The 24,401-nt window shown below is 38.2% G+C and carries 19 protein-coding genes; 17 read left to right on the top strand and 2 right to left on the bottom strand.

Annotated elements, in window-relative coordinates; genetic code table 11:
- Positions 1–39: 39 nt before the first annotated feature.
- The 14 genes from I589_RS11735 (at position 40) to gshAB (ending at position 20,536) form a co-directional block, all read left to right on the top strand.
- Positions 40–1,719, top strand: coding sequence for a DAK2 domain-containing protein (locus tag I589_RS11735; RefSeq protein WP_010767979.1), 1,680 nt, complete (start codon positions 40–42; stop codon positions 1,717–1,719).
- Between the two features lie 97 nt (positions 1,720–1,816).
- Positions 1,817–3,853: an ATP-dependent DNA helicase RecG gene (recG, locus tag I589_RS11740; RefSeq protein ID WP_010767980.1), complete on the top strand. Its 2,037-nt coding sequence runs from the start codon at positions 1,817–1,819 to the stop codon at positions 3,851–3,853.
- A 41-nt stretch (positions 3,854–3,894) separates the two neighbouring features.
- Complete coding sequence (gene plsX, locus I589_RS11745) at positions 3,895–4,902, top strand: phosphate acyltransferase PlsX (protein WP_010767981.1); 1,008 nt, start codon at positions 3,895–3,897, stop codon at positions 4,900–4,902.
- A gap of 127 nt (positions 4,903–5,029) precedes the next feature.
- Complete coding sequence (gene acpP, locus I589_RS11750) at positions 5,030–5,272, top strand: acyl carrier protein (protein ID WP_010767982.1); 243 nt, start codon at positions 5,030–5,032, stop codon at positions 5,270–5,272.
- A 262-nt stretch (positions 5,273–5,534) separates the two neighbouring features.
- Positions 5,535–6,542, top strand: coding sequence for an ABC transporter ATP-binding protein (locus I589_RS11755; RefSeq protein WP_010767983.1), 1,008 nt, complete (start codon positions 5,535–5,537; stop codon positions 6,540–6,542).
- Positions 6,543–7,487, top strand: coding sequence for an ABC transporter ATP-binding protein (locus tag I589_RS11760; protein ID WP_010767984.1), 945 nt, complete (start codon positions 6,543–6,545; stop codon positions 7,485–7,487).
- A complete protein-coding gene (gene opp4B / locus I589_RS11765; RefSeq protein ID WP_010767985.1) occupies positions 7,487–8,449 on the top strand; it encodes an oligopeptide ABC transporter permease in 963 nt (320 codons plus the stop codon). Before I589_RS11760 ends, opp4B begins: the two co-directional genes overlap by 1 nt.
- Positions 8,450–8,482: 33 nt before the next feature.
- A complete protein-coding gene (locus I589_RS11770) occupies positions 8,483–9,400 on the top strand; it encodes an ABC transporter permease (protein WP_010767986.1) in 918 nt (305 codons plus the stop codon).
- Between the two features lie 15 nt (positions 9,401–9,415).
- Complete coding sequence (locus tag I589_RS11775) at positions 9,416–11,212, top strand: oligopeptide ABC transporter substrate-binding protein (protein ID WP_010767987.1); 1,797 nt, start codon at positions 9,416–9,418, stop codon at positions 11,210–11,212.
- Positions 11,213–11,366: 154 nt separating this feature from the next.
- Positions 11,367–12,059 carry a ribonuclease III gene (gene rnc / locus I589_RS11780; protein ID WP_010767988.1) on the top strand — a complete coding sequence of 231 codons (693 nt, stop codon included), beginning with the start codon at positions 11,367–11,369 and terminating at the stop codon, positions 12,057–12,059.
- Between the two features lie 22 nt (positions 12,060–12,081).
- Positions 12,082–15,666 carry a chromosome segregation protein SMC gene (smc, locus tag I589_RS11785; RefSeq protein WP_010767989.1) on the top strand — a complete coding sequence of 1,195 codons (3,585 nt, stop codon included), beginning with the start codon at positions 12,082–12,084 and terminating at the stop codon, positions 15,664–15,666.
- A gap of 113 nt (positions 15,667–15,779) precedes the next feature.
- On the top strand, positions 15,780–16,616 hold the full coding sequence (locus I589_RS11790; protein WP_010767990.1) for a Cof-type HAD-IIB family hydrolase: 837 nt from the start codon (positions 15,780–15,782) through the stop codon (positions 16,614–16,616).
- Positions 16,603–17,607 (top strand): signal recognition particle-docking protein FtsY, encoded by a 1,005-nt coding sequence (gene ftsY / locus I589_RS11795; protein ID WP_010767991.1) that lies wholly within the window; start codon positions 16,603–16,605, stop codon positions 17,605–17,607. The genes I589_RS11790 and ftsY overlap by 14 nt, the downstream gene beginning before the upstream one ends.
- A 664-nt stretch (positions 17,608–18,271) precedes the next feature.
- Positions 18,272–20,536 carry a bifunctional glutamate--cysteine ligase GshA/glutathione synthetase GshB gene (gshAB, locus tag I589_RS11800; RefSeq protein ID WP_010767992.1) on the top strand — a complete coding sequence of 755 codons (2,265 nt, stop codon included), beginning with the start codon at positions 18,272–18,274 and terminating at the stop codon, positions 20,534–20,536.
- A gap of 150 nt (positions 20,537–20,686) precedes the next feature.
- Here gshAB and I589_RS11805 read toward each other — a convergent pair whose 3' ends face one another.
- Together I589_RS11805 and I589_RS11810 are read right to left on the bottom strand one after the other, a co-directional pair.
- Positions 20,687–21,091 (bottom strand): hypothetical protein, encoded by a 405-nt coding sequence (locus tag I589_RS11805; RefSeq protein WP_010767993.1) that lies wholly within the window; start codon positions 21,089–21,091, stop codon positions 20,687–20,689.
- Between the two features lie 11 nt (positions 21,092–21,102).
- On the bottom strand, positions 21,103–21,552 hold the full coding sequence (locus I589_RS11810) for a YueI family protein (protein WP_010767994.1): 450 nt from the start codon (positions 21,550–21,552) through the stop codon (positions 21,103–21,105).
- Between the two features lie 159 nt (positions 21,553–21,711).
- Here I589_RS11810 and fitA point away from each other — a divergent pair, with 159 nt between their 5' ends.
- Genes fitA through fitC form a run of 3 tightly spaced genes read left to right on the top strand, consistent with a single transcriptional unit; the run spans position 21,712 to position 24,379 of the window.
- The gene (gene fitA / locus I589_RS11815; protein WP_010767995.1) at positions 21,712–22,659 is read left to right on the top strand and encodes an iron chelate ABC transporter permease FitA; all 948 of its coding nucleotides are present in this window, start codon (positions 21,712–21,714) and stop codon (positions 22,657–22,659) included.
- Positions 22,656–23,624: an iron chelate uptake ABC transporter family permease subunit FitB gene (gene fitB, locus I589_RS11820; protein ID WP_010767996.1), complete on the top strand. Its 969-nt coding sequence runs from the start codon at positions 22,656–22,658 to the stop codon at positions 23,622–23,624. Before fitA ends, fitB begins: the two co-directional genes overlap by 4 nt.
- On the top strand, positions 23,621–24,379 hold the full coding sequence (fitC, locus tag I589_RS11825; protein WP_010767997.1) for an iron chelate ABC transporter ATP-binding protein FitD: 759 nt from the start codon (positions 23,621–23,623) through the stop codon (positions 24,377–24,379). Before fitB ends, fitC begins: the two co-directional genes overlap by 4 nt.
- The last annotated feature ends 22 nt before the right edge of the window (positions 24,380–24,401 follow it).

Genomic DNA, 24,401 nt, shown 5'->3' on the forward strand with positions numbered 1-24,401 from the left:
CTAAAAAATAGCTGATCGATCTGAAGGAGGATTATTTAGGTGAAGGTAACAGAAATTAGTGCAAGTCAGTTCCAAGAGATGGTGCAGGCCGGTGCGAATCGTTTGCAGACAAATGCAGAATATGTCAATTCTTTAAATGTTTTCCCTGTGCCTGATGGTGATACGGGAACAAATATGAATTTATCAATGACAAGCGGAGCAAAAGCTGTTGTTGATTCTACATCTGATAAAGTGGGCGAATTAGCCAACGTTTTATCAAAAGGATTATTAATGGGGGCACGTGGAAATTCAGGAGTTATCCTATCTCAATTATTCCGCGGCTTTTCAAAGCAAATTCCAACTGTAGAACAATTAAATGCACAAGACTTAGCTGCAGCTTTTACACGCGGTGTTGAAACAGCATATAAAGCAGTGATGAAGCCCGTAGAAGGAACAATTTTAACAGTTGCTCGTGAAGCGGCAAAAGCTGGAGAGAAAAAAGCAAAAGAGTCAGATGATTGTGTGGAAGTTATGACTTCTGTGGTAACTGGTGCAAAACGTGCGTTGGCAAAAACACCAGATCTTTTACCTGTACTTAAAGAAGTGGGCGTAGTAGATAGCGGAGGCCAAGGATTATTATTCATCTATGAAGGATTCTTGAGTGTCTTAAATGGTGAATTCCAGTTAGATACGGTGTTTGAACCGTCTCCTGCTGAAATGGATGACATGGTGAATGCAGAACATCACCGCAGCGTTCAAGGTCAGCTGGCAACAGAAGACATTACATTTGGCTACTGTACAGAAATTATGGTGAAAATTGGCGAAGGCCCCACTGTAGATAGTAAATTTGACTATGAAGAATTCCGCAATTATTTAGATAAAATTGGTGATTCATTACTTGTTGTTAATGATGATGAAATCATTAAAGTGCACGTTCATACTGAGCATCCTGGTGAAGTGATGAATTATGGTCAGAAATTTGGTTCTTTAGTAAAAGTGAAGGTAGACAATATGCGCCTTCAGCATGAAACAATTTTAGAACACGATGGGGCGCAGCCAAAAGCAGCTGTTAAAAAACCTCGTACACCATTTGGCATCATTGCAATCGCTGCAGGGGAAGGAATCCAAGAATTGTTCCGAAGCCTAGGTGCCAGCTATGTTATTAGCGGGGGACAAACAATGAACCCAAGTACAGAAGATATCTTAAAAGCGATTGAAGAAGTCAATGCTGACCAAGTGATTATTCTTCCTAATAATAAAAATATTTTCATGGCAGCTGATCAAGCAGCAGAAGTCGCTGAAATCCCAGTAGCTGTTGTTCCATCAAAAACAATCTCTCAAGGGATGACTGCAATGCTTGCATTTAACGATCAAGCATCTTTAGCTGATAACAAGGCAAGTATGATTGAAATGCTTGAAAGTGTTGTTAGCGGTCAAGTTACGAATGCCATTCGCAATACATCAATTGATGGAGTGGAAATTACAGAAGGCGACTATTTAGGAATGATTGATGGAAAAATCATCATCTCAAATCCAGATCGTTTTGAAACTTCTCTAAAAACATTAGAACAAATGATTAATGAAGAAACAGAAATCGTAACCATCATCATTGGTGAAGAGGGTACAAGCGAAGAAGCCGAAAAAATTGGCGAAGCGCTAAACGAAAAATATGAAGAATTAGAATTGGAAATACACCAAGGCGATCAGCCGGTATATCCTTATCTATTTTCTGCTGAATAAAGTTAAATAAAACAAACTAGTAGCTGGGATGTAAATCGTTTATTGATTTATATCCCGGCTACTTTCAAAGTGTCCATAAAGAAGGGAGGGAAAATGTATGACCAGTCTAAAGGATCCCGTAACAGTTTTATCTGGTGTCGGGGAGAAAAGAGCAGGAAACCTTGCAGAGCTTGGGATTCAAACAGTGGAAGATTTGATGACGTATTATCCATTTCGCTATGAGGATATTCAAGAGAAGAACTTAACCGAGATTCAAGATCAGGAAAAAGTAACCTTGAAAGGGTTGGTTGTCTCAGAGCCTGTGGTTAGCCGATATGGATACAAAAAAAGTCGTCTGCAGTTTCGTATGATGCAGGAACATGCAGTTTTTAACGTATCCTTCTTTAATCAGCCCTATCTAAAAGATAAGATTGTGCTGTCAGAGGAAATTGCTGTGTATGGGAAATGGGATGCAAAGAGAAAAGCTTTAACAGGAATGAAAATTCTAGGAAGTAAAGCCACAGAAGAGTTTGCACCTATTTATCATGTCAGTAAGTCGATTCGCCAAACGACTTTGGTTGAATTAATTAAAGCATCTTTTACAGGGTATTTTAATCAGCTGACTGAAAATCTTCCAGAAAACCTGTTGGAAAAATACCGGTTGATGGGACGCAAACAAGCGGTCTTTGCGATGCATTTTCCTAAAGACCAAGAAGAAAGTCGACAAGCAAAACGACGAGTGATTTTCGAGGAGTTCTTTTTGTTCCAAATGCAGATTCAGGGCTTGAAACGAGCGGAAAAAGCAGAATCACAAGGACTATCGATTCTTTATGATGTTGAAAAATTAAAGCAGTTTACACAAAAACTTCCTTTTGAATTAACTGAAGCGCAAAAGCGTGTGACAAATGAAATTTGTCGTGATTTACGCAGTAAAAAGCACATGCAGCGCTTATTACAAGGAGACGTAGGGAGCGGCAAGACAGTAGTTGCCGCCATTGCACTTTATGCTACCGCCACAGCTGGGTATCAAGGGGCTTTGATGGTGCCAACAGAGATTTTGGCGCAACAGCATTTAGAAAGCTTGAATCAATTATTTGATCCTTTAGAGATTCAGACTGCGTTGTTGACAGGCTCAACAAAAGCAAAAGAACGTAGAGAAATCCTTGCGCAACTTGCTAGCGGTGAGATTGATGTAGTCATCGGTACGCATGCCTTAATTCAAGAAAATGTAGCATTTCACCGTCTAGGATTGGTGATTACAGATGAACAGCATCGTTTTGGTGTGAATCAGCGAAAGATTTTGCGGGAAAAAGGCCTGAAACCAGATGTGCTTTTCATGACAGCAACTCCGATTCCTCGAACGCTTGCCATCACTGCCTACGGTGAAATGGATGTTTCTGTAATTGATGAGCTACCTGCTGGAAGAATTCCTGTTGAGACACGGTGGATTCGTCCGCCACAGCTGGATAGTATTCTTGAATGGGTGCGAAAAGAACTAGCCATTGGTCATCAAGTATATGTCATTTGTCCGCTAATTGAAGAATCTGAAGCGTTAGATGTAAAAAATGCTACTGAAATTTATGAGCACCTTCAACAGGTTTACTCTCCTGAGTACCAAGTAGGACTTTTACATGGGAAAATGAAGAATACAGAGAAAGACAGCATAATGGAATCTTTCAAAGAAAAAGAACTGCAAATTCTTGTTTCTACTACTGTAATAGAAGTTGGGGTCAATGTGCCAAATGCTACGGTGATGTTGATTATGGATGCGGATCGATTTGGCTTAGCACAACTTCATCAGCTGCGCGGACGAGTAGGACGTGGTGCAGATGCTTCTTATTGTATATTGGTTGCTAACCCTAAAAACGAGATGGGCGCACAACGAATGAAAATTATGACAGAAACAAATAATGGTTTCATCTTAAGTGAAAAAGATTTAGAATTAAGAGGACCAGGAGAAGTTTTCGGCTCGCGTCAATCTGGTATCCCACAATTTTTAGTGGGAGATTTGATGACGGATGGGAATATACTTGAAGTTGCAAGAGAAGAGGCAAATAAAATCTGGCAAATTCCTGATTGGCAGTTAAAAGAGAGCTATCAGGGATTGAGCGAGTCTATCAAAATAGAAGATCCAGAAGGTCAGTATTTTGATTAGGAGAACAGACTGGTTTTTGAGTTGAGAGGAGCGAATAGGTAATGAGGATTGCAGTAGATGCAATGGGTGGCGATAATGCCCCGAAAGCAATTGTTGAGGGAGTGATGCTCGCACAACAGGATTTTCCGGAAATCGAATTTATCTTATATGGAAAAGAAGCTGAAATTAAAAAATACGTAACGAATGAAAAAAATCTGACGATTGTTCATACAGATGAAAAGATTGCTAGCGATGATGAGCCTGTAAAAGCAATTCGCCGTAAAAAGACAGCTTCCATGGTTTTAGCTGCTCAAGCAGTCAAAAATGGTGAAGCAGATGCTATTTTTTCTGCAGGAAATACAGGAGCGCTTCTAGCAGCAGGCTTGTTCATTGTTGGGCGAATTAAAAATATTGAGCGACCAGGACTGATGTCTACTCTTCCGGTAATTGGCAATCCAGAGGGTGGATTTGATATGTTGGACTTGGGAGCAAATGCAGATAATAAGCCTGAGCATCTTGTGCAATATGGGGTATTAGGTTCATTTTATGCACAGAAGGTACGTGGAATTTCAACGCCTAAAGTAGGTTTGCTGAACAATGGGACAGAGGAAACAAAAGGAAGTGAAGTAACTAAAAAAGCATTTGAGCTCTTAACAGAAGAAAAAAGTATCAATTTTATTGGAAATGTTGAGGCACGTGACTTATTAAGCGGTGTGGCAGATGTGGTAGTAACGGATGGGTTTACAGGAAATGCTGTGTTAAAGTCAATCGAAGGAACGGCGTTAAATATGATGGGATTACTAAAGACCTCTATTTTAGCAGAAGGCGTTAAAGGAAAGCTGGGTGCTTTGCTGTTGAAAAAGGCGTTAAAGGGAATGAAAAATGAAATGGATTACTCTAAACATGGAGGAGCAGTTTTGTTTGGACTAAAAGCCCCCGTTGTAAAAACGCATGGCGCAACAGGTCCAGAAGCAGTTCGCTACACGATTCGCCAGATTCATACAATGCTGGAAACTAATGTCGTTGGACAGTTAGTAACTCATTTTGAAGAGGACTCAAAGGACGAGTAGAAATCAAATTGAAATTATTCTGTAACATTTTTGAAAAAATGCTGGACAAATAGATTGTTTCTGAGTAAAATGTACTATGGCTTTGCTATTAAGAAGGTCTTGTCAAAAGCAGTGGAGGTGAATGCAATTGACTCGTGAAGAAGTTTTTACTAAAGTAGCGAATATTATCTCGAACCATTTTGATGTTGATGCAGATAAGGTAAACGATCAACTAAGTATTAAAGATGATTTGAACGCTGATTCGATCAGCATTATGGAATTTGTATTAGAGCTTGAAGATGAATTTGGGACAGAAATCTCAGATGAAGATGCCGAAAATATTGAAACTGTTGGTGGAGCGGTAGAATATATCCTTTCTCACCAAGGGTAATAAAAAAATAACAATTTATTAGAACAATCTAATGAATTGTTATTTTTTTTACCCTACGTTAAATTTTAATAGATTTTTCTGACAATTTGAGCAGTTTTGGGCGAATAAATCTTGCATTCTCCCCTGTATTTCTATATAATTATTAAGAAACTATTATACTATGTTAAGAGAAAGATTTGTATACGTTGAAAAATACTGATATTTCAATCTTTTTTCATATAAAAAACAACTTCAGTGAAGGGTAACAGAGAGGGGTATTCGATTGTCAAATGATAATCAATTATTAGACGTACAAAACCTGCATACAAGCTTCCGAATTAAAGATGATTTTTATGACGCAGTAGACGATGTGTCTTTTGTCCTCGAAAAAAATGAAATTCTAGCGATTGTAGGGGAGTCTGGTTGTGGAAAAAGTACGTTAGCAACAACCATTATGGGCTTACATGATCCAAATAATACAAAGATTACTGGGGAAATTTTATATAATGACTTAAATTTATCGAATTTAAATGAGCCTTTATATAATAAGATTCGTGGAAATGACATCGGAATGATTTTCCAAGACCCGTTGTCTGCGTTAAATCCTTTAATGAGAATTGAAGATCAGATTAAAGAAGGTCTTTCTTATCATACAACAATGAATGCAGAGGAACGTCAAGCACGTGCGCTTGAATTATTAGAGCAAGTGGGGATTCCCAATCCTCCACGTGTAGGCCGTCAATATCCGCATGAATTATCAGGTGGGATGCGTCAGCGTGTTATCATCGCAATTGCCATTGCATGTAAACCGCCAATTATTATTGCTGATGAGCCAACTACTGCATTGGATGTAACCATTCAAGCACAAATTTTAGATTTGCTAAAAGACTTGCAAAAAGAAACGGAAACGGGAATTATCTTAATTACACATGACTTAGGTGTTGTTGCTGAGATGGCTGACCGTGTTGCGGTGATGTATGCGGGTCAATTTGTAGAAGTGGCAGATGTAGAGGAATTATTTGCGAATCCACAACATCCATATACACGTTCATTATTGAACTCTATCCCTCAAGAGGATAATCATGACAGTGAGTTACACGTTATTGAAGGAGTAGTTCCTTCTTTGAAAAATATGGTACGTACAGGTTGTCGTTTTGCACCACGTATCCCTTGGATTCCAGAAAGTGATCATGAAGAAAATCCAAGTCTACATGAAGTTGCACCAGATCATTTAGTGCGTTGTACATGCTACAAGCATTTTCATTTTAGAGACGAAGAAGGAGAAGTGTAAATGTCAGAATTAATTCAAATAAAAGACCTAAAAGTGCACTATCCAATTCGCAGTGGTTTCTTTAACCGTGTCACTGATTTTGTTTATGCGGTAGATGGGGTAGACTTTACAATTGAAAAAGGAAAAACCTATGGACTTGTAGGAGAATCTGGTTCAGGAAAATCTACAACGGGAAAAGCGATTGTTGGATTAGAAAAAGTTACTTCCGGTGAAATCCTTTACGAAGGGAAAGATATTACTAAACGTAGCAATAGAAAAAAAATGGATTACAACAAAGATGTTCAAATGATTTTCCAAGATGCAATGTCTAGTCTGAATCCTAAAAAACGGGTAGCAGACATCATTGCAGAGCCTATCCGTAACTTTGAACGTTTAAGTGATCAGGAAGAAAAGAAAAAAGTAAAAGGGCTTCTTGATATTGTTGGAATGCCAGAAGATGCACTATATAAATATCCCCATGAGTTTTCAGGTGGACAACGTCAACGTCTAGGAGTTGCACGTGCAGTAGCAACAAATCCAAAATTAATTGTGGCAGATGAGCCGGTATCAGCATTAGACTTATCTGTTCAGGCACAAGTATTGAACTTTATGAAACGAATTCAAGAAGAATATGGTCTGAGCTACTTATTCATTTCTCATGATTTAGGGGTTGTGAAGCACATGTGTGACAACATTGCTATCATGACAAAAGGTCGTTTTGTCGAAATTGGTTCAAGAGAAGATATCTATACAGATCCTCGCCACATCTACACGAAACGTCTGTTATCTGCAATTCCAAGAATCGACGTGGAGAATCGTGACGCACACAAACAAAATCGTCGTCGCGTAGAAGAAGAGTATATCACTCATCAAAAAGATTATTACGACAATGTAGGTCGTGTATACGATTTGAGAAAAATTACAGATACACATCAAGTCGCATTAAAAGATGGGGGTGCTCAATAATGTGGAAAACAATTTTACGACGAATTATGTTAATGATTCCCCAAGTAATCATTCTTAGTATCTTAATTTTCTTATTAGCAAAAGCAATGCCGGGAGATCCATTTACTGGGCTAATTAATCCAAACCAAGACCCAAAAGTTATCGAGTCTATGCGAGAAGCTGCAGGATTAAATGATCCTTGGTATACCCAATATTTTAGATGGATAGGAAATGCGCTTCAGGGCGATTTTGGGCAAAGCTTCCTATATAAACGTCCAGTAGCAGATTTAATTGGTGAACGAGTAGTTAATACGCTCTATCTATCAATTTTAACAGTTATTATTACTTATATTATTGCTGTTCCGCTGGGAATGTTAGCAGGACGTTATCAAAACTCAATTCTTGATAAAGTGGTAGTCATCTATAACTTCTTTAGTTTTGCTGTACCTGTCTTTATTTTTGGATTGATTACCTTGTTCTTCTTTGGGTACCGTCTAGGCTGGTTCCCAACTAGTGGCTCACAAACAATTGGCTTAACAGGCGGCTTCTTTACAGAAGCTTTAGATAAGCTGAAATATATTATGCTACCTGCTTTAACACAAGCGTTCTTAGCAACCGCAGTTACGATTCAGTATCTTCGAAGTGAAGTCATTGATTCTAAATCTATGGACTTTGTTCGGACTGCTCGTTCTAAAGGGGTACCAACCTCTAAAGTCTTTAGTCGTCATATTTTCCGAAATGCTGCATTACCTATGGCCTCACAAATGGGCTATGAAATTACTTCGTTAATTGCAGGTTCTGTAGTTATTGAAAAAATCTTTGGCTATCCTGGAGTCGGAAAACTATTTATTGATAGTATTTCCCAACGAGATTATACGGTGATTACATCATTAGTTTTAATTCTTGGAATAGCGACACTTGTCGGAACATTACTTTCCGACATCATTATGAGTATTGTAGATCCGCGGATCCGTATTCAGTAGAAGATTATTTTCAGAAAGGAGAATGGATAAGTTATGAGCAAAGAAGAAAAAAAAGTGACGTCAGCTGAAAGTATCCCACCGATGGGGTTACGGATGATTGCACGTGAATTTTTAAAAGATAAAGTGGCAATTTTATCTTTGATTATTTTAGTTGTTTTACTACTTGCAATTTTTATTGGTGCCATGTTTATGGATCAAGATAAAGTTATGTTTGTAAGTATTTTTGATAAATACGCTGCACCTGGTTCTATTTCAGCTCAAGGACATAAATATATTCTGGGAGCTGATGAGGGTGGACGTGATGTGCTAGGTCAATTATTTATTGGGGCACGCAACTCTGTGTTAATTGGATTTACGATTACGATTATTACCTCTATTGTTGGGGTAGGAATTGGGATTATTTCTGGTTATTATGGAGGAATGATTGATAATATTTTGATGCGTATTGTAGACTTTGTTATGATTTTACCAATTATGCTGATTATTATCGTATTTGTGTCGATTATTCCTAAGTATAATGTGATGTCATTCGTCGGAATTATGAGTGCTTTTTATTGGGTAGGGAAAGCACGGCTGTTTCGAAGTAAGACGTTATCAGAAGGACGTCGTGATTATGTAAGTGCCTCTAAGACAATGGGGACAAGTGATTTCAAAATTATGTTCAGAGAATTAATGCCCAATTTAAGTTCGTTAATTATTACGAACTTAACAATGAACTTTGCTGCGAATATTGGGATAGAAACAACCCTTTCATTCTTAGGCTTTGGTTTGCCAACAAGTGTTCCAAGTTTAGGAACACTCATTGGATATGCCAGCAGTGGAGATGTTCTCGTGAACAGACAGTGGATTTGGGTACCTGCGTCAATACTTATTTTAGTCTTGATGCTGAGTATAAATTATGTTGGTCAAGCATTTAAGCGTTCAGCTGATGCCCGTCAACGTTTAGGATAAGAAGGAGGATATAGGATGAAGAAAAAGATTTTAGGATTAGTTACCTTGGCTTCTGTGCTGACATTAGGTCTGGCAGCGTGTGGCGGAGGGAACAGCAAAGGGACTGACTCTTCTGGTGGTTCAGCTACCGGTGGATCGGAAACAACGGATGTAGCAAGTTTCCCAATCGCAACAACGAATAAGGATGAAGCGATAAAGGATGGAGTATTAGATGTTGCAGTTGCGACAGATAGCCAATTTAAAGGGTTGTTCCAATGGGAATTTTACCAAGATGCATATGATAATATGTTTATGGGACCTTCTCACGAACAATTGTTCACTAATGACGGAGACTTTAAAATTACAAATGATGGAGCAGCTAGCTTAGACTTAGACCAAGAGGCTAAAAAAGCAACGATTACATTAAAAGATGGTGTAACATGGTCTGATGGTGAACCTGTAACTGCAGATGACATTATCTTCCCTTATGAAATTATCGGACACAAAGACTACACTGGTATCCGTTATGATGAAACATTCCGTCGTATTGTAGGGATGGATGAATACCATGATGGAAAAGCTGATTCTATTTCTGGAATCAAAAAAGTTGACGATAAAACAGTTGAAATTAACTATAAAGATGTAAATCCAAGCATGTTGCAAGCTGGTGGCGGTGTGTGGTCTTATGCAGCACCAAAACACGTGTTGAAGGATATCGCAATTAAAGATATGGAATCAAGTGATCCAGTTCGTAAAAATCCAGTAACATTTGGACCATATTACATGAGTAATATTGTTCCAGGTGAATCTGTTGAATACAGTCCAAATGAACATTATTGGAATGGAACACCTCAATTGAAGAAAATTGTGATGACTTCAGTACCTACATCAAGTATTGTAGAAGCATTGAAATCTAAACAATATGATATGGTTTACCAAATGCCTACAGATATTTATGACACTTATAAAGATTTAGACGGCTATACAAACCTAGGACGTGAACAAACTTCTTATACTTACTTAGGATTTAAACTAGGTAAATGGAATAAAGACAAGAGTCATGTAGAATACAATCCTGATTCTAAAATGGCTGACAAAGCATTGCGTCAAGCAATGGGTTACGCTTTAGATAACGGCGCAGTTGGCGATCGTTTCTATGCTGGATTACGTTCAAATGCAACGTCACTAATTCCACCAGTATTTAAAACAACACATAACTCAGAAATGAAGGGTTATACATTAGATATTGATAAAGCCAAAAAATTATTAGATGATGCTGGCTACAAAGATGTAGACGGCGACGGTATCCGTGAAGGCAAAGATGGTAAGAAATTCACTATCAAATTTGCTTCAATGTCAGGTGGAGAAACGGCTCAACCATTAGCTGACTACTATATTCAACAATGGAAATCTATTGGCTTGAATGTAGAATATACAACTGGTCGTCTAATTGAGTTTAACTCATTCTACGATAAATTAGAAAATGATGATCCAGAAATTGATGTATATCAAGCAGCATGGAATACAGGGACTGATCCAAATCCTGATGGACTATATGGACCAACTGCAGCCTTCAACTACACTCGTTTTGAGTCAGATGAAAATACAGAGTTAATCAATAACATTAGCTCAAGCAAATCATTTGATGCAGATTACCAAAAAGAAGCATTTGATAAATGGCAAGAGTATGCATTTGAAGAAGCATTTGTTATCCCAACATTGTTCCGTAACGAAGTGTTACCAATCAGCGATCGTGTAACAAACTTCTCATGGGCATATGATGCACCAAATCCATGGGCAACTGTGGGTGTATCTGCTGATACACGTAAATAATAGAATGATAAAATCGACAAAGAGCCTTGGTTCTTTGTCGATTTTTTTGATTTTTATTGAAGCTTTTCATTCTTTTAACAGAAGCATTTCAAAAATCAGCAAAAACCAGTATAATAGGGGAGTGTTGTAAATACAATTAAAGGAATGTGGAAGAATGGATATACAGCTGATTAAAGAATTACAGGAACGATATGGAATTACTTTTCATGATGTCGATATACTGGAACAAGCGTTTACCCATTCATCCTATGTGAATGAGCATCGGAATCTAAACTTGTCTGATAATGAACGATTAGAGTTTTTAGGGGATGCAGTATTAGAGCTTTTGGTTTCTCAATATTTGTATCGGGAATATCCGACTTTGCCTGAAGGAAAATTGACGAAAATGCGTGCAGCGATTGTGCGTGAAGATAGCTTGTCGATGTTTGCAAAAGCGTGTCATTTTGATCAATATGTTCGCTTAGGTAAAGGAGAAGAAAACTCTGGCGGAAGAAAGCGACCTGCCCTATTATGTGATTTATTTGAAGCCTTTTTAGGGGCGTTATATCTAGATCAGGGGACAGAGGCTGTTCATGAGTTTATCAAGAAAGTCATTTTTCCTAAAGTGGCTGCTGGTGCTTTTTCACATGAGATGGATCATAAAACGAGATTACAAGAAGTATTGCAAAAATCTGGGGATGTCTTTATTGACTACCGTTTGATTAAAGAAGAGGGCCCAGCCCATGAACGAATTTTTTGGACAGAAGTGTATGTGGACGAAAAATTAATTGGTAAGGGACAAGGAAAATCGAAAAAATTAGCCGAACAAAATGCTGCAGAAAATGCGTTGAGTGGGTTGCAAGGATAATTGAAGGGAGCAGGAGTCTTTCGTGTATTTAAAACGACTAGAAATCGCTGGATTTAAATCATTTGCAGATCGTACGGTCATTGATTTTGAAAACAGTGTGACGGCAGTTGTCGGTCCGAACGGGAGTGGAAAAAGTAATATTACAGAAGCAGTCCGTTGGGTTCTTGGGGAACAATCTGCTAAAAGCTTGCGTGGCGGGAAAATGCCAGATATTATTTTTGCTGGTTCAGATTCCCGTAAGCAATTAAATATCGCTGAAGTGACGGTGATACTAGACAATAGTGATCACTATTTACCGTTAGACTTCAATGAAATCAGTGTTACCCGACGTTATAACCGAAATGGGGACAGTGATTTCTTTATCAACAAACAAAGTTGTCGGTTAAAGGATATTCAAGATTTATTTATGGATTCAGGGCTTGGAAAAGAATCATTTTCTATTATTTCTCAAGGAAAGGTTGAAGCCATTTTCAGCAGTAAACCAGAAGATCGTCGAGGAATATTTGAAGAAGCTGCAGGTGTTTTGAAATATAAGCAGCGAAAGAAAAAAGCAGAACAAAAACTCTTTGAAACAGAGGATAATCTGAGTCGTGTCCAAGATATTATTTATGAACTAGAAGATCAGTTAACTCCTTTGGCAGCCCAGAGTGAGGCTGCTAAGGAGTTTTTACGCCTAAAAGAAAGCCTGACTGAAGCGGACATTAATTTAACTGTTAGTGAAATTAATACAGCAAAGGTCTATTGGGAAGAGCACAATCAAAAGTTAGTGGAATTAAATGAACAGCTTGCTCAATTAAATGAAGGAATACGTCAATCAGAGCAGACGCTTGTTTCGCTTAGAGGAAAACGTGGTGAAATGGACCAGTGGACGGAGCATGCACAACAACAGCTGCTGCATCTAACCGAAGCGCTTAAACAAGCAGAGGGTCAAAAAGAAGTAATGATTGAGCGTTCAAAGCATACCTTACAAAGCTCAAAAGAGTATCAGGAAAATCTCCAGGAGACTGCTGAAAAGATTCAACAGTTGGAAATGGATATTCTTGCTTTAGAAGAAGAAAAAGAGGCAAAAAGTGTAGAAGTTCTTAAAATTGAATCTGAAATAGACCAAAATGAACGAGAACTAATCAAATATCAAAAAACATCTAAAGAGTTATTAGAAGAGTTGCGTGGACAATATGTTGAGCTTATGCAGGAACAGGCAAGTACTGGAAATGAGCTGAAGCATTTAGAACGTCAGTACCAGCAGGAGTCCTCTAAGAATCAGCAAGCACTGAGCAAACATGAAGAGCTTGCAAAAAGAAATCAGCAGCTAGAAGAAAAACAGCAGACTGTTGCTGCAAACTATGAATCGATAAAAGTGGAGTTAGTTCAACAAAGAGAGCAATATGTTGAACACCAGCAACAATGGAAAGTCGCTCAACAGCAGTTAGCAGAAGAACAACAAACAATGTATCAGCTGATGAGCCGTGTGCAACAGGTTCGTGCACGTCAAAAGAGTTTGCAGGAAATTCAGGAAAATTATTCTGGTTTCTATCAAGGCGTCCGGATGGTTCTTCAACAAAAAGATACCCTTTCCGGTATTGTAGGGGCGGTTGCCGAATTAATTGATGTACCTGCTGACTACACGTTAGCTATTGAGACTGCTTTGGGAGGCGCTGCACAGCACGTTATTGTAGAGACAGAAAAAGATGCGCGTCAGGGAATTACCTATCTGAAACAACAACGTGGCGGACGTGCAACGTTTTTACCGTTAACGACAATCAAGCCGCGCCAAATGCAAGTGAATACCTTGCAAAAAGCAAACCAAATTTCTGGCTTTATGGGAATTGCCAGCCAGCTGATTTCATTTCCTGAGAAAATTTCTACCATCGTGGAAAATCTTTTAGGAACAATCATTATTGCAAAGGATTTATCCAGTGCCAACCAGATTGCACAAAGCATTAACTATCAGTATCGTGTAGTATCTCTTGAAGGAGATGTTATGAATGCTGGCGGCTCTATGACTGGTGGGGCGAACAAACGGGGAAATCAAGGAAGCTTATTTTCTCAGGCACAAGAGCTTCAAGAATTAGCGACACAATACGAACAGCTTGATCAACAACAGCAAGCACGAGAAAAACGAGTACGTGAGTTAGAACAAAAAGTTGCGGCATTTTCTGAAAAGGTAGAGAAAATTCGGGAACTAGGCGAAACGGCACGTTTTAAAGAGCAGGAAGTAGCAAATCAATTACAAAATATTACAGCAGATCTTGAACGGATTCAAAAAGAACAACAACTTTTCAGCTTTGAGACAAAAGAGCTGCAGAATTTTATTCAGCAATATGAAGAGCAGAAACAATCGTTGGAAAAACGTCAACGTGAATTAGATGAAGCACGTGAAGCTATTGATAAGGAAATTGAGTCCATTAGTCAAGAAAGTGATTTGATGGAGGAAAAACGACAAGAGCTAACACAAGAAAAAGCACGTTTAACAGCAAGTTTAGCCGTTTCTAAAGAACAACTGGCCAACATTCAACAACAACTTCAGCGAGCGGATGAGCAGTTGACAGAGACGGTTTTGAAGAAAGAAAGTCTTTCACGTCAGCTAGAGGCATTAACCAGCGATGTTTCTGATCATGAAGTAACAGAAGAAACACTCGCTATTCGCGTAACGGAGCTGCAAGAAAAACGGGATGAAATAAGCGAGCAGCTAACGGCGCGTAAATCAGAACGTATGAATGTGCAAGGCCAAGTTGATGAATTAGACAAAAATCTGGCTGAGTTAAACCGAAATCAAAAGCAGATGCTCTCAGATCAGACAAAAATTGAAGTACAAAAAAATCGTGCAGAAATGAAGCTGGATTCAGGACTTCAGTACCTGCAAGAAGAGTACAGCTTGACTTTTGAAGCGGCTGCCAAACAAGCCGAAGAAATTGAAGAAAACGAGATAGAAGAAACAAAGCAAGAGGTTAGCCGACTAAAACGGAGCATTGAACGATTAGGTCCAGTGAACTTAAATGCCATTGAGCAGTATGAACAAGTGAATGAACGACACGAATTCTTAGTGACACAACGAGATGATCTTTTGTCCGCAAAAGAACAGTTATTTGAAACAATGACAGAGATGGATCAGGAAGTGAAGATTCGTTTTAGTGAGGTTTTTGAAGCGATTCGTGAGAAGTTTAAAGTGGTCTTTCCAAATATGTTTGGGGGAGGTCGTGCAGAGCTTGTCTTAACTAATCCAGAAGATTTATTGAATACGGGGATTGAAATTGAAGCACAGCCACCAGGCAAAAAACTTCAAAGCTTGAGTCTCCTATCTGGTGGGGAGCGAGCATTAACAGCTATCGCATTGCTCTTCTCAATTATTCAAGTTCGTCCAGTACCGTTTTGTATTTTGGACGAGGTAGAGGCGGCATTAGATGATGCCAACGTTGCACGTTTTGGTCATTATTTAAGCCAATTTCAAAATGATACACAGTTTATCGTCGTAACGCACCGTAAAGGAACGATGGAAGCTGCCAACGTCTTATATGGGGTAACTATGCAAGAATCTGGGGTTTCTAAGATTGTTTCTGTTCGACTAGAGGAAGTAGCAGAGGGTGGAAAGATTATTTCTGCTAGTTAACAACAAATGATTTATATAAGGGAAGTAAAGTGTTCAGTTGTCTTATGAGCAATATTTGTCAATCCCTAGCCTAACTTATAAGACAACAGAAGCTTTAGTTATAAGGAGAAAAAATGATTAAACTTATTGCAATTGATTTAGATGGAACCTTATTAAACGATAAAAAGCAAATTTCTGAAAGAAACAAACAAGCGCTAGCGCAAGCAAAATCAATGGGCGTAAAAATTGTGATCTGTACAGGTCGGCCGTTAAAAGCAATTGAAGGATTTTTAGAAGAGCTGAATTTGTTGGAGTCTGGTGATTACAGCATTACGTTTAACGGTGGATTAGTCCAAAAAAATGATACGGGTGAAATTATAGAGCAGACGGTTATGGAGCAAAATGATATTCGCACGTTACATCAAGTTGCAGAAAAAATGGATTTACCGTTGGATGTTTTATCAGAAGGAACGGTGCTGCAATTTCCAACTTCTCAGACCAATCCATCAATTTATAGTCAGTTAAATAAACTACTTGATTTTCAGCCTGCAGTGATGAAAGAATTGAATGATTCAACCATCTATAATAAAGCAGTCATCGCGATTGACCAAGAAATTTTAGATCCAAAAATTGCAGAGATACCAAAAATCTACTATGATCAGTATGAAATCATAAAAACTCGGAATAATCTACTAGAGTTCATGCCTAAGGGGATTACAAAGGGGTATGGGATTTCTTTACTGGCAAAGGATTTAGGGATTGAGCGACATGAAATCATGGGTATTGGTGATGAAGAAAACGATTTGCCTATGATTGAGTATGTTGGTATGGGCGTTGCGATGGCAAATGCCATACCGCTTGTGCGAGATGCTGCAGACTACGTGACAGCAACGAATGAAGAAGACGGAGTTGCTCAGGCAATCGAGCAATTTGTTTTACACGAAAAGGAGGGATTCGATGGGATTCTTTGATAAAATCAAGAAAGCTTTTACAGGGGAAGAACAGGCACCAGAAGAAGTGGTTGAGGTTCAGGAAAAGTATGATAAGGGCTTAGAAAAAACACGGAAAACCTTTGGCGAACGAATGAATGAGCTGTTTGCTAATTTTCGTAGCGTAGATGAGGACTTTTTTGAAGAGCTTGAAGAAACGTTAATTGGTGCAGATGTGGGCTTTGAAACTGCCATAAAAATTACAGAATCACTACGTCAGGAAGTAAAGCTGAGAAATGCAAAGAAGCCAGCAGAGGTACAAAATGCAATTATTGAAAAGCTAGTTGATTTGTATGAGGCAGAAGGAATTAACGAAATTAATGAGATTCAGCTGCAAGAAGAAGGCGTAACGGTTATTTTATTTGTTGGGGTAAACGGGGTCGGAAAAACGACCAGTATTGGGAAATTAGCCCATCAATATCGAGAAGAAGGAAAAAAAGTATTAATGGCAGCAGCCGATACATTCCGTGCGGGAGCTATTGACCAGCTAGTAGTTTGGGGTGAACGTGCAGGTGTAGAAGTTGTTCGTGGAAATGCAGGTGGCGATCCTGCGGCAGTCGTATTTGATGCAGTGGCACGTGCCAAAGCAGAAGGTGTGGATGTTTTATTAGTTGATACAGCAGGTCGTCTACAAAACAAAGTAAATCTGATGAATGAACTAGAGAAAATCAAGCGTGTCATTCAAAGAGAACTACCCGATGCTCCGCACGAAGTCTTGTTGGTGCTTGATGCAACCACTGGACAAAATGCGATGGTACAGGCAAAACAATTTAAAGAAACTACGGATGTGACTGGTTTAGTGTTAACAAAGCTAGATGGAACAGCAAAAGGTGGAATTGTCTTAGCTATCCGAAATGAGCTGCATTTACCTGTTAAACTAGTCGGTTTAGGTGAAGGAATCGATGATTTGGAAGTTTTTGAACCAAATGATTTTGTTATCGGACTATTCAAAGGATTGCTAAAAGAAGAGTAAGATTGTAGAGCTGTGTAACACGTGTATTGCTACCAATTATAGAAGAAAGAGTCTGGAGTCGTAACGCATAAAAGTTATGATGTCCGACTCTTTTCTCATTTAAGGAAGGATGTATTTGGAAATTTGAAATATAGAAAGAAAAGAATCATGAAGGACTCTTTAATGATACCTATACCGTAAAAATACATGAAGAGTTGAAAAGTAAGAATGATAAACTTGAGTTTTTCTGCAAACTTGAATCAGATTTATTAGAGACCCTGCTCTTTGTGAGCACTTTTTTCGATAAGTAGATTGAGCGAGACCTCCTTGCTGAAAAAAGAAGGATTTAAATGTGTACAGGCACGTGTTGAAAGGTGTGCTGAATCCTAAGGAAGTAAAATAAGTAATTAGCCTACATGATACACAACAGGATTCTTTGAAAGAAATACGTGTGAAAAATTTTATGACAAACTTTCTAGGAAATAGAAGAGGGAAGTCATTACATACAATAAAAATAAATTCTTATGCATCTATCTTCACATTTAGTGGTATCATTTATTCGTAGCGAAAAAAACAGAGAATAAAGCTTCAAGAAGAGAAATGATGTTTGCCGAGGCAACTTTAGAGGCTTTATTTGGACTTTCCTATATAATGGTTTTTAGTAGAAATAAAAGGGGAAAATAGAATGCAAATGAAAGAATTCATGCGTCGGGCAAGTGTTCGACCATTTTTAAAAAAGGCTCGCTTTGGCTTAGAAAGAGAAAGTCAACGAGTGACGTTACAAGGAGAACTAGCAAAAACCGATCATCCTTCCATTTTAGGAAACCGTGAATTTCATCCTTATATTCAAACAGATTTTAGTGAAACACAGGTGGAGATGATAACACCAGTGGCAGATACCGCCAAAGAAATGCTGCGTTTTTTAGCGGCAATTCAAGACGTGACTATGCGCTCTTTACCAAAAGAAGAAATGCTTTGGCCGTTAAGTATGCCTCCTGCTTTACCAGAAAAAGAGGAAGATATCATCATTGCCAAGTTAGATAAGTTTGAAGATGTTTTATATAGACGCTATCTTGCAAAAGAGTATGGCAAGCGAAAACAAATGGTTAGCGGCATTCATTTTAATTTTGAATTTGCTGATGGACTTGTTCGACAATTGTTCAATGAACAGACGGCTATTTCTTCTTTTGATCAATTTAAAACAGAAATTTATATGAAGGTTTCACGAAACTTTTTGCGCTATCGCTGGTTAGTTACTTATTTATATGGCGCATCACCTGTTAGTGAAGCACGTTATTTTGAAAATGAACCCAAGCCTGAAGAGCCTGTAAGAAGTATCCGCAGCAGTAAATACGGATATACAAATCATGAAGATGTGACGGTCTCCTATGAGTCGTTGGAAACGTACGTTCAAAATATTGCTGAGATGATAGAAACAGGAAAGTTATCTGAAGAAAAAGAATTTTATGCCCCTCTTCGCTTACGGGGAGGAAAGAAAATGTCTGAGCTGGCAACTCACGGCATTCGTTATATTGAATTACGAAGCATTGATGTGAATCCTTTTGAGCGATTGGGAATCAGTGAAGAACAGATTCAATTTCTGCATATCTTCATGTTGTATTTATTATGGACGGAAGAGAAACATTCTGCAGATGAGTGGGTGGCAATTGGAGATTTGCTAAATAATCAGGTTGCCTTAGAAAATCCTTTGGAGCAAACGGAGCTGTTAGAAGAAGGCGAGGTCTTGTTTGCAGAGATGCTGGCCATGTTAGAGGAGTTAGAATTAACAGAAGAAGCGGAATTGATTCGCACGCTTCAAAAACAATTAACGAGTCCAGAAGATACGTTGTCTGGTCAGTTATTAAAAGAAAGCCAAGCATCTAGTCAAAAGAAAGTTGCTGTTGCATTCGCGCAAAACTATTATCAAGAAGCGCATGAACGTCCTTATCAGTTGGCAGGTTTTAGAGAGATGGAGCTTTCCACGCAAATTTTATTTTTTGATGCCATTCAAAAAGGAATATCAGTAACTGTTTTAGACGAAATGGACCAATTTTTGAAATTACAACATAAAGAGCATGTTGAATACGTGAAGAATGCAAATATGACAAGTAAAGATTCGTATGTTGTCCCATTGATGATGGAAAACAAAACTGTAACGAAAAAAATCTTGGCAGAAGCAGGTTTCCGTGTACCAAAAGGAGCAGAATTTGCCAACATGGAAGAAGCACAAAGAGCCTATCCTGAATTTGCAAAAACCGCCTTTGTTGTGAAGCCGAAATCAACGAATTATGGACTAGGTATTTCTATCTTTAAAGAGGGCGCCTCAAAAGAAGACTATCAAACGGCCTTAGAGATTGCCTTTGCAGAGGATACAGAAGTGCTGCTTGAAGAATTTCTTCCGGGAACAGAATATCGATTCTTCGTATTGGACGGAAAAGTTCGTGCAATCTTGCTTCGAGTGCCAGCTAATGTAGTTGGTGATGGTGAGCGGACAGTAGAAGCACTAGTTGCTGAAAAAAATCAAGATCCATTGAGAGGGACCCATCATCGTTCACCATTAGAATTGATTCAATTAGGAACGCTTGAAAAACTTATGCTAAAAGAGCAGGGACTGACAGTTGATTCGATTCCTGAAAACAATCAGGTAGTGTATCTTAGAGAAAATTCCAATATCAGTACGGGTGGGGATTCGATTGATGTCACGGAGACCTTTACAGATGCTTATAAAAAAATTGCGGTAGACGCAGTGGAGGCATTGGGCGCAAAAATAAGCGGAATTGACTTAATTATTCCAGATCAGACGATTGATCCAACAAAAGAGGCGAATGCCTATGGAATTATTGAAGCGAATTTTAATCCTGCTATGCATATGCACATTTACCCTTATCAAGGAACGGGACGCAGATTAACGATGGATGTTCTACATCTCTTGTATCCAGAAGTGGTTTAAAGAAAGATTCTGTTTCCGTCGTTTAATAAGCGTTTAAGAGCGTAAGACCTAACTTAAATCGTTAAGTCTTACGCTCTATTGTCGTTAGTAAGAGATAGTTTTCTTCTCTCAGAACGCTGTTGAGTGTCTAGTTTTTCAAGTCTTCCAAGTCTAGTCAAAAGCGGGAATACTAATGGTTTGTTTGGTTTCTTCGATTTCTAGACCCGTCTTTTGTTCCCACCATTGGCGCATTTCTTTTTCATACGTTTTAGGGAATGTCTCCACAACATCTGACAATTTTCTTTCAGCTAATGTTGCGTAAGGATAGTTCATGGCTAGATTATATTTCAGCTCCGTCAGCAAACTATAATATTGAAACATCATATAATTCATTTCCTCTTCATCCTCAACTGCCAAAACTTTCGGTGCACGATCCAGCATGAATCCAAAGCTGTGCATCATAAAAAAGATTCCATCCAGATGCTTGGGTTCAATCGTTTCAACGTCTTTTAACAAATCAATGTGACAATCCAATACACGTAACAATTCTTCTTTTAACTGTGTATAACCAACCATAAGATGGCCTCCTAACGAAATAGTTTATGCCAAAAGCCCTTATCTTCTTTGGGCTTTGCTGCCTCAGATGTTTCACTTGATGCATATTTTTCTTCGATATCAATCACTTCTTTATTTACAGCTTCTTTGGCTGTTAAAAGTAGACCAAAGCTCTCTGGATTTGTTTCAACAAAATCGTTAATCACAGTGAATTTGACCTTGTTTTGTGTTGCAAGCTGAATATAGGCTGCTTGAAGTTGCTCAGGGAGCGCACCGTTTAAAAGGATTGTCAACTCGGGATACTTTTTTAATTCTTTTACGAATCGTGATTGATTTTCTTTCTTTTTCATTTCGGCGACAGTCATGCTAAGGACACAGCGTTCACGAAACGTCCCCATATATTTATGCTGTTCATCTGGATTTACCAGTGGACTGCCATAGCGGCCGCGATCTAAGTGACTTTGAAGTTGGTCGTCTGCCATGGAAAAAACCTCCTGAATCTCTTTTCAATACTTAAGATAAGTATAGCACACTCTCATTTTTTTGCAGGAATGAAAAAAAGCATTGATTTTCTTCGACTGTTCCCATAAACTGTAATAAGAATGAAAATCATTCTCAATTAGTTTTGCTGGAGCGTATCTATGAAAAAAATGGGTCTGTTTTTACTTCTTTTTTTATTAACCCTTCTTTCTTTATTTGTGGGCGTAAAAGATCTTTCGTTTGTGAATTTATTTGTAGGAAATAGCGAAGAGAAGCTTGTTTTTTTTGCTACAAGAATACCTCGAACGATTAGTTTACTTTTGGCTGGAAGCACCTTAAGCATCTGTGGATTGATTATGCAACACTTAACTCAAAATAAATTTGTTTCACCAACAACTGCAGGCACTATGGATAGTGCACGATTGGGCATATTAGTGGTGATGCTGTTTTTACCTAATGCACCATTATCTGTTCGTTCACTGGTTGCATTTTTATTTGCTTTTATAGGCACGATGGTCTTTCTTGCATTAACAAAATTATTACCTGCGAGAAACCAATTAATGCTTCCCTTAATTGGTGTAATGTTTGGGAATATTATCGGCTCAATTGCTACATTTTTTGCGTATCAATTTCAGCTTGTTCAAAATATGTCTTCGTGGCTGCAGGGAAATTTCTCAACGGTCATGAAGGGCAGTTATGAGCTATTATATCTAACGATTCCTTTATTTGTCGTGATTTATCTCTTTGCTTACCAGTTTACAATTGTTGGATTTGGTGAGGACTTAGCAACAAATCTGGGGGTAAATTATCGTTGGATGCAGATTTTCGGTGTCGGTTTAGTGGCATTAGCTAGTGCAGTCGTCTTAATCATGGTGGGAAGTATCCCATTTTTAGGAGTAGTTATCCCTAATTTAGTCTCGTTGATTTATGGGGACAATATAAAAAATACATTAAGTATCACCGCCATTTCAGGTAGCTTGTTCCTTGTTAGTTGCGATATCATTGCACGAGTGATCATTGCACCGTACGAAGTGCCTGTCAGCGTGGTTGTTGGCGTTTTAGGAAGTATTTTATTTGTCATTCTACTAACAAGGAGGACAAATGCATGAAAAAAATTATTTATTCATCAGTAGGAAAACTTATTTTTCTAGCTCTGATAGCTTTCATTCTTTGTGGTGTTTATCTTACATACAATACTTATGGAAACTTTTCCTTTGCTTGGCAAATACGTGGAAAAAAACTTTTCGCATTTATATTGGTAGCGATTGCTACAGGATTTTCTACCATTAGTTTTCAAACACTCACACAAAATCATTTTTTAACACCAAGTATTCTAGGCTTAGATTCCTTGTATGTACTTATCCAGACACTGTTGTTTTTTCTCTTTGGTGGGGTGACAATGCTCTCTCAGCAAAGTCTAGGATTGTTCCTCGGAACCATTAGTTTAATGGTCATTGCTAGTCTATTCCTATCTAAATTTATGTTAGGAAAAAGTCAAAATGATTTGTTTCTTTTATTGATGATAGGCTTAATTTTAGGCACCTTATTCAGTAGCGGAAGTACCTTTCTTCAAGTATTAATGGATCCTAATGAATATGACTTATTACAAGGAAAGCTGTTTGCAAGCTTTGGAAATGTAGACAGTCAGTATCTTTTATGGGCAGCTGCCATTATTATAGGAATCTCAGCGATTTTATTTTGGTTAAGTACAACACTGGATGTTCTCCACCTAGGACGCGAACAAGCCATAAATTTAGGCATTAACCTTCCGCGTCTGCAAATTTTATTGTTAGTGTTGATTAGCGGACTTACAGGAACGGCGACTGCCTTAGTGGGGCCAGTGACATTCTTAGGATTTATTGTGGCAAATATCAGCTATCAATTCATGGGAACGTTTAAGCATCGTACTTTGTTTGTCACCTCTGGTTTGTTAGGTATTATTTTATTAGTAGGTGGTCAATTTTTAGTTGAGCAGGTCTTTCGCTTAAATACGACATTAAGTGTGATTATTGAATTTGTCGGAGGCGTGTATTTTGTTGGAAAGCTCGTTTATGAAAGGAAGCGTCACGTATGATTGAAATAAAAAATGTTTCCAAACGTTTTGGTGAAAAGCTGGTTGTTTCAGAAATAAAACTACCAATTACAGAAAATAAATTAACGGCATTTATCGGCCCCAATGGTGCGGGGAAAAGTACCTTACTTTCCATGATGAGTCGTTTGATTCCTAAGGATATTGGTGAAATTTATTTAGACCATAATGAAGTGAAATCGTGGAAATCCAATGAATTATCCAAAAAACTATCTATTTTAAAACAAAGCAATGGTGTAAATGTCAAAATTACAGTTAGAGAGCTGGTCAATTTTGGACGGTTTCCCTATAGTAAAGGACGTTTAAATAAAACGGATTATCGAATTGTCGAAGAAGCATTGCAAAATATGGGGTTAGTTGAACTGGCAGATCAAATGATTGATACATTATCTGGCGGACAACTTCAACGAGCGTATATTGCGATGGTTTTAGCGCAGGATACAGACTATATTTTACTGGATGAGCCGTTGAATAATTTAGATATGAATTATGCGGTTCAAATGATGCAAACACTGCGTCGATTGGTTGATGAAATGGGAAAAACGATTATCATTGTCTTGCATGATATCAATTTTGCGGCAAGTTATGCAGATGAAATTGTTGCGATGAAGGATGGGAAACTATTTACACATGGCACAACGGATGAAGTGATTCAAAGTGAAGTCCTCAATAAACTCTATGGAATGAATATCCGTATTTGTGAAATTGAAGGCAAACGATTCTGTATGTATTTTCAGTAATGAAAATCAAATAATTTATAAA

It is taken from the genome of Enterococcus phoeniculicola ATCC BAA-412 (assembly GCF_000407505.1).
Taxonomy (GTDB): domain Bacteria; phylum Bacillota; class Bacilli; order Lactobacillales; family Enterococcaceae; genus Enterococcus_K; species Enterococcus_K phoeniculicola.

What these genes read in the sequence shown, in the direction of transcription:
- recG (WP_010767980.1), top strand. Translation starts at nt 1,817, where the DNA reads ATGACCAGTCTAAAGGATCCCGTAACAGTTTTATCTGGTGTCGGGGAG.
- plsX (WP_010767981.1), top strand. Translation starts at nt 3,895, where the DNA reads ATGAGGATTGCAGTAGATGCAATGGGTGGCGATAATGCCCCGAAAGCA.
- I589_RS11760 (WP_010767984.1), top strand. Translation starts at nt 6,543, where the DNA reads ATGTCAGAATTAATTCAAATAAAAGACCTAAAAGTGCACTATCCAATT.
- opp4B (WP_010767985.1), top strand. Translation starts at nt 7,487, where the DNA reads ATGTGGAAAACAATTTTACGACGAATTATGTTAATGATTCCCCAAGTA.
- I589_RS11770 (WP_010767986.1), top strand. Translation starts at nt 8,483, where the DNA reads ATGAGCAAAGAAGAAAAAAAAGTGACGTCAGCTGAAAGTATCCCACCG.
- I589_RS11775 (WP_010767987.1), top strand. Translation starts at nt 9,416, where the DNA reads ATGAAGAAAAAGATTTTAGGATTAGTTACCTTGGCTTCTGTGCTGACA.
- rnc (WP_010767988.1), top strand. Translation starts at nt 11,367, where the DNA reads ATGGATATACAGCTGATTAAAGAATTACAGGAACGATATGGAATTACT.
- I589_RS11790 (WP_010767990.1), top strand. Translation starts at nt 15,780, where the DNA reads ATGATTAAACTTATTGCAATTGATTTAGATGGAACCTTATTAAACGAT.
- ftsY (WP_010767991.1), top strand. Translation starts at nt 16,603, where the DNA reads ATGGGATTCTTTGATAAAATCAAGAAAGCTTTTACAGGGGAAGAACAG.
- gshAB (WP_010767992.1), top strand. Translation starts at nt 18,272, where the DNA reads ATGCAAATGAAAGAATTCATGCGTCGGGCAAGTGTTCGACCATTTTTA.
- I589_RS11805 (WP_010767993.1), bottom strand. Translation starts at nt 21,091, where the DNA reads ATGGTTGGTTATACACAGTTAAAAGAAGAATTGTTACGTGTATTGGAT.
- I589_RS11810 (WP_010767994.1), bottom strand. Translation starts at nt 21,552, where the DNA reads ATGGCAGACGACCAACTTCAAAGTCACTTAGATCGCGGCCGCTATGGC.
- fitA (WP_010767995.1), top strand. Translation starts at nt 21,712, where the DNA reads ATGAAAAAAATGGGTCTGTTTTTACTTCTTTTTTTATTAACCCTTCTT.
- fitB (WP_010767996.1), top strand. Translation starts at nt 22,656, where the DNA reads ATGAAAAAAATTATTTATTCATCAGTAGGAAAACTTATTTTTCTAGCT.
- fitC (WP_010767997.1), top strand. Translation starts at nt 23,621, where the DNA reads ATGATTGAAATAAAAAATGTTTCCAAACGTTTTGGTGAAAAGCTGGTT.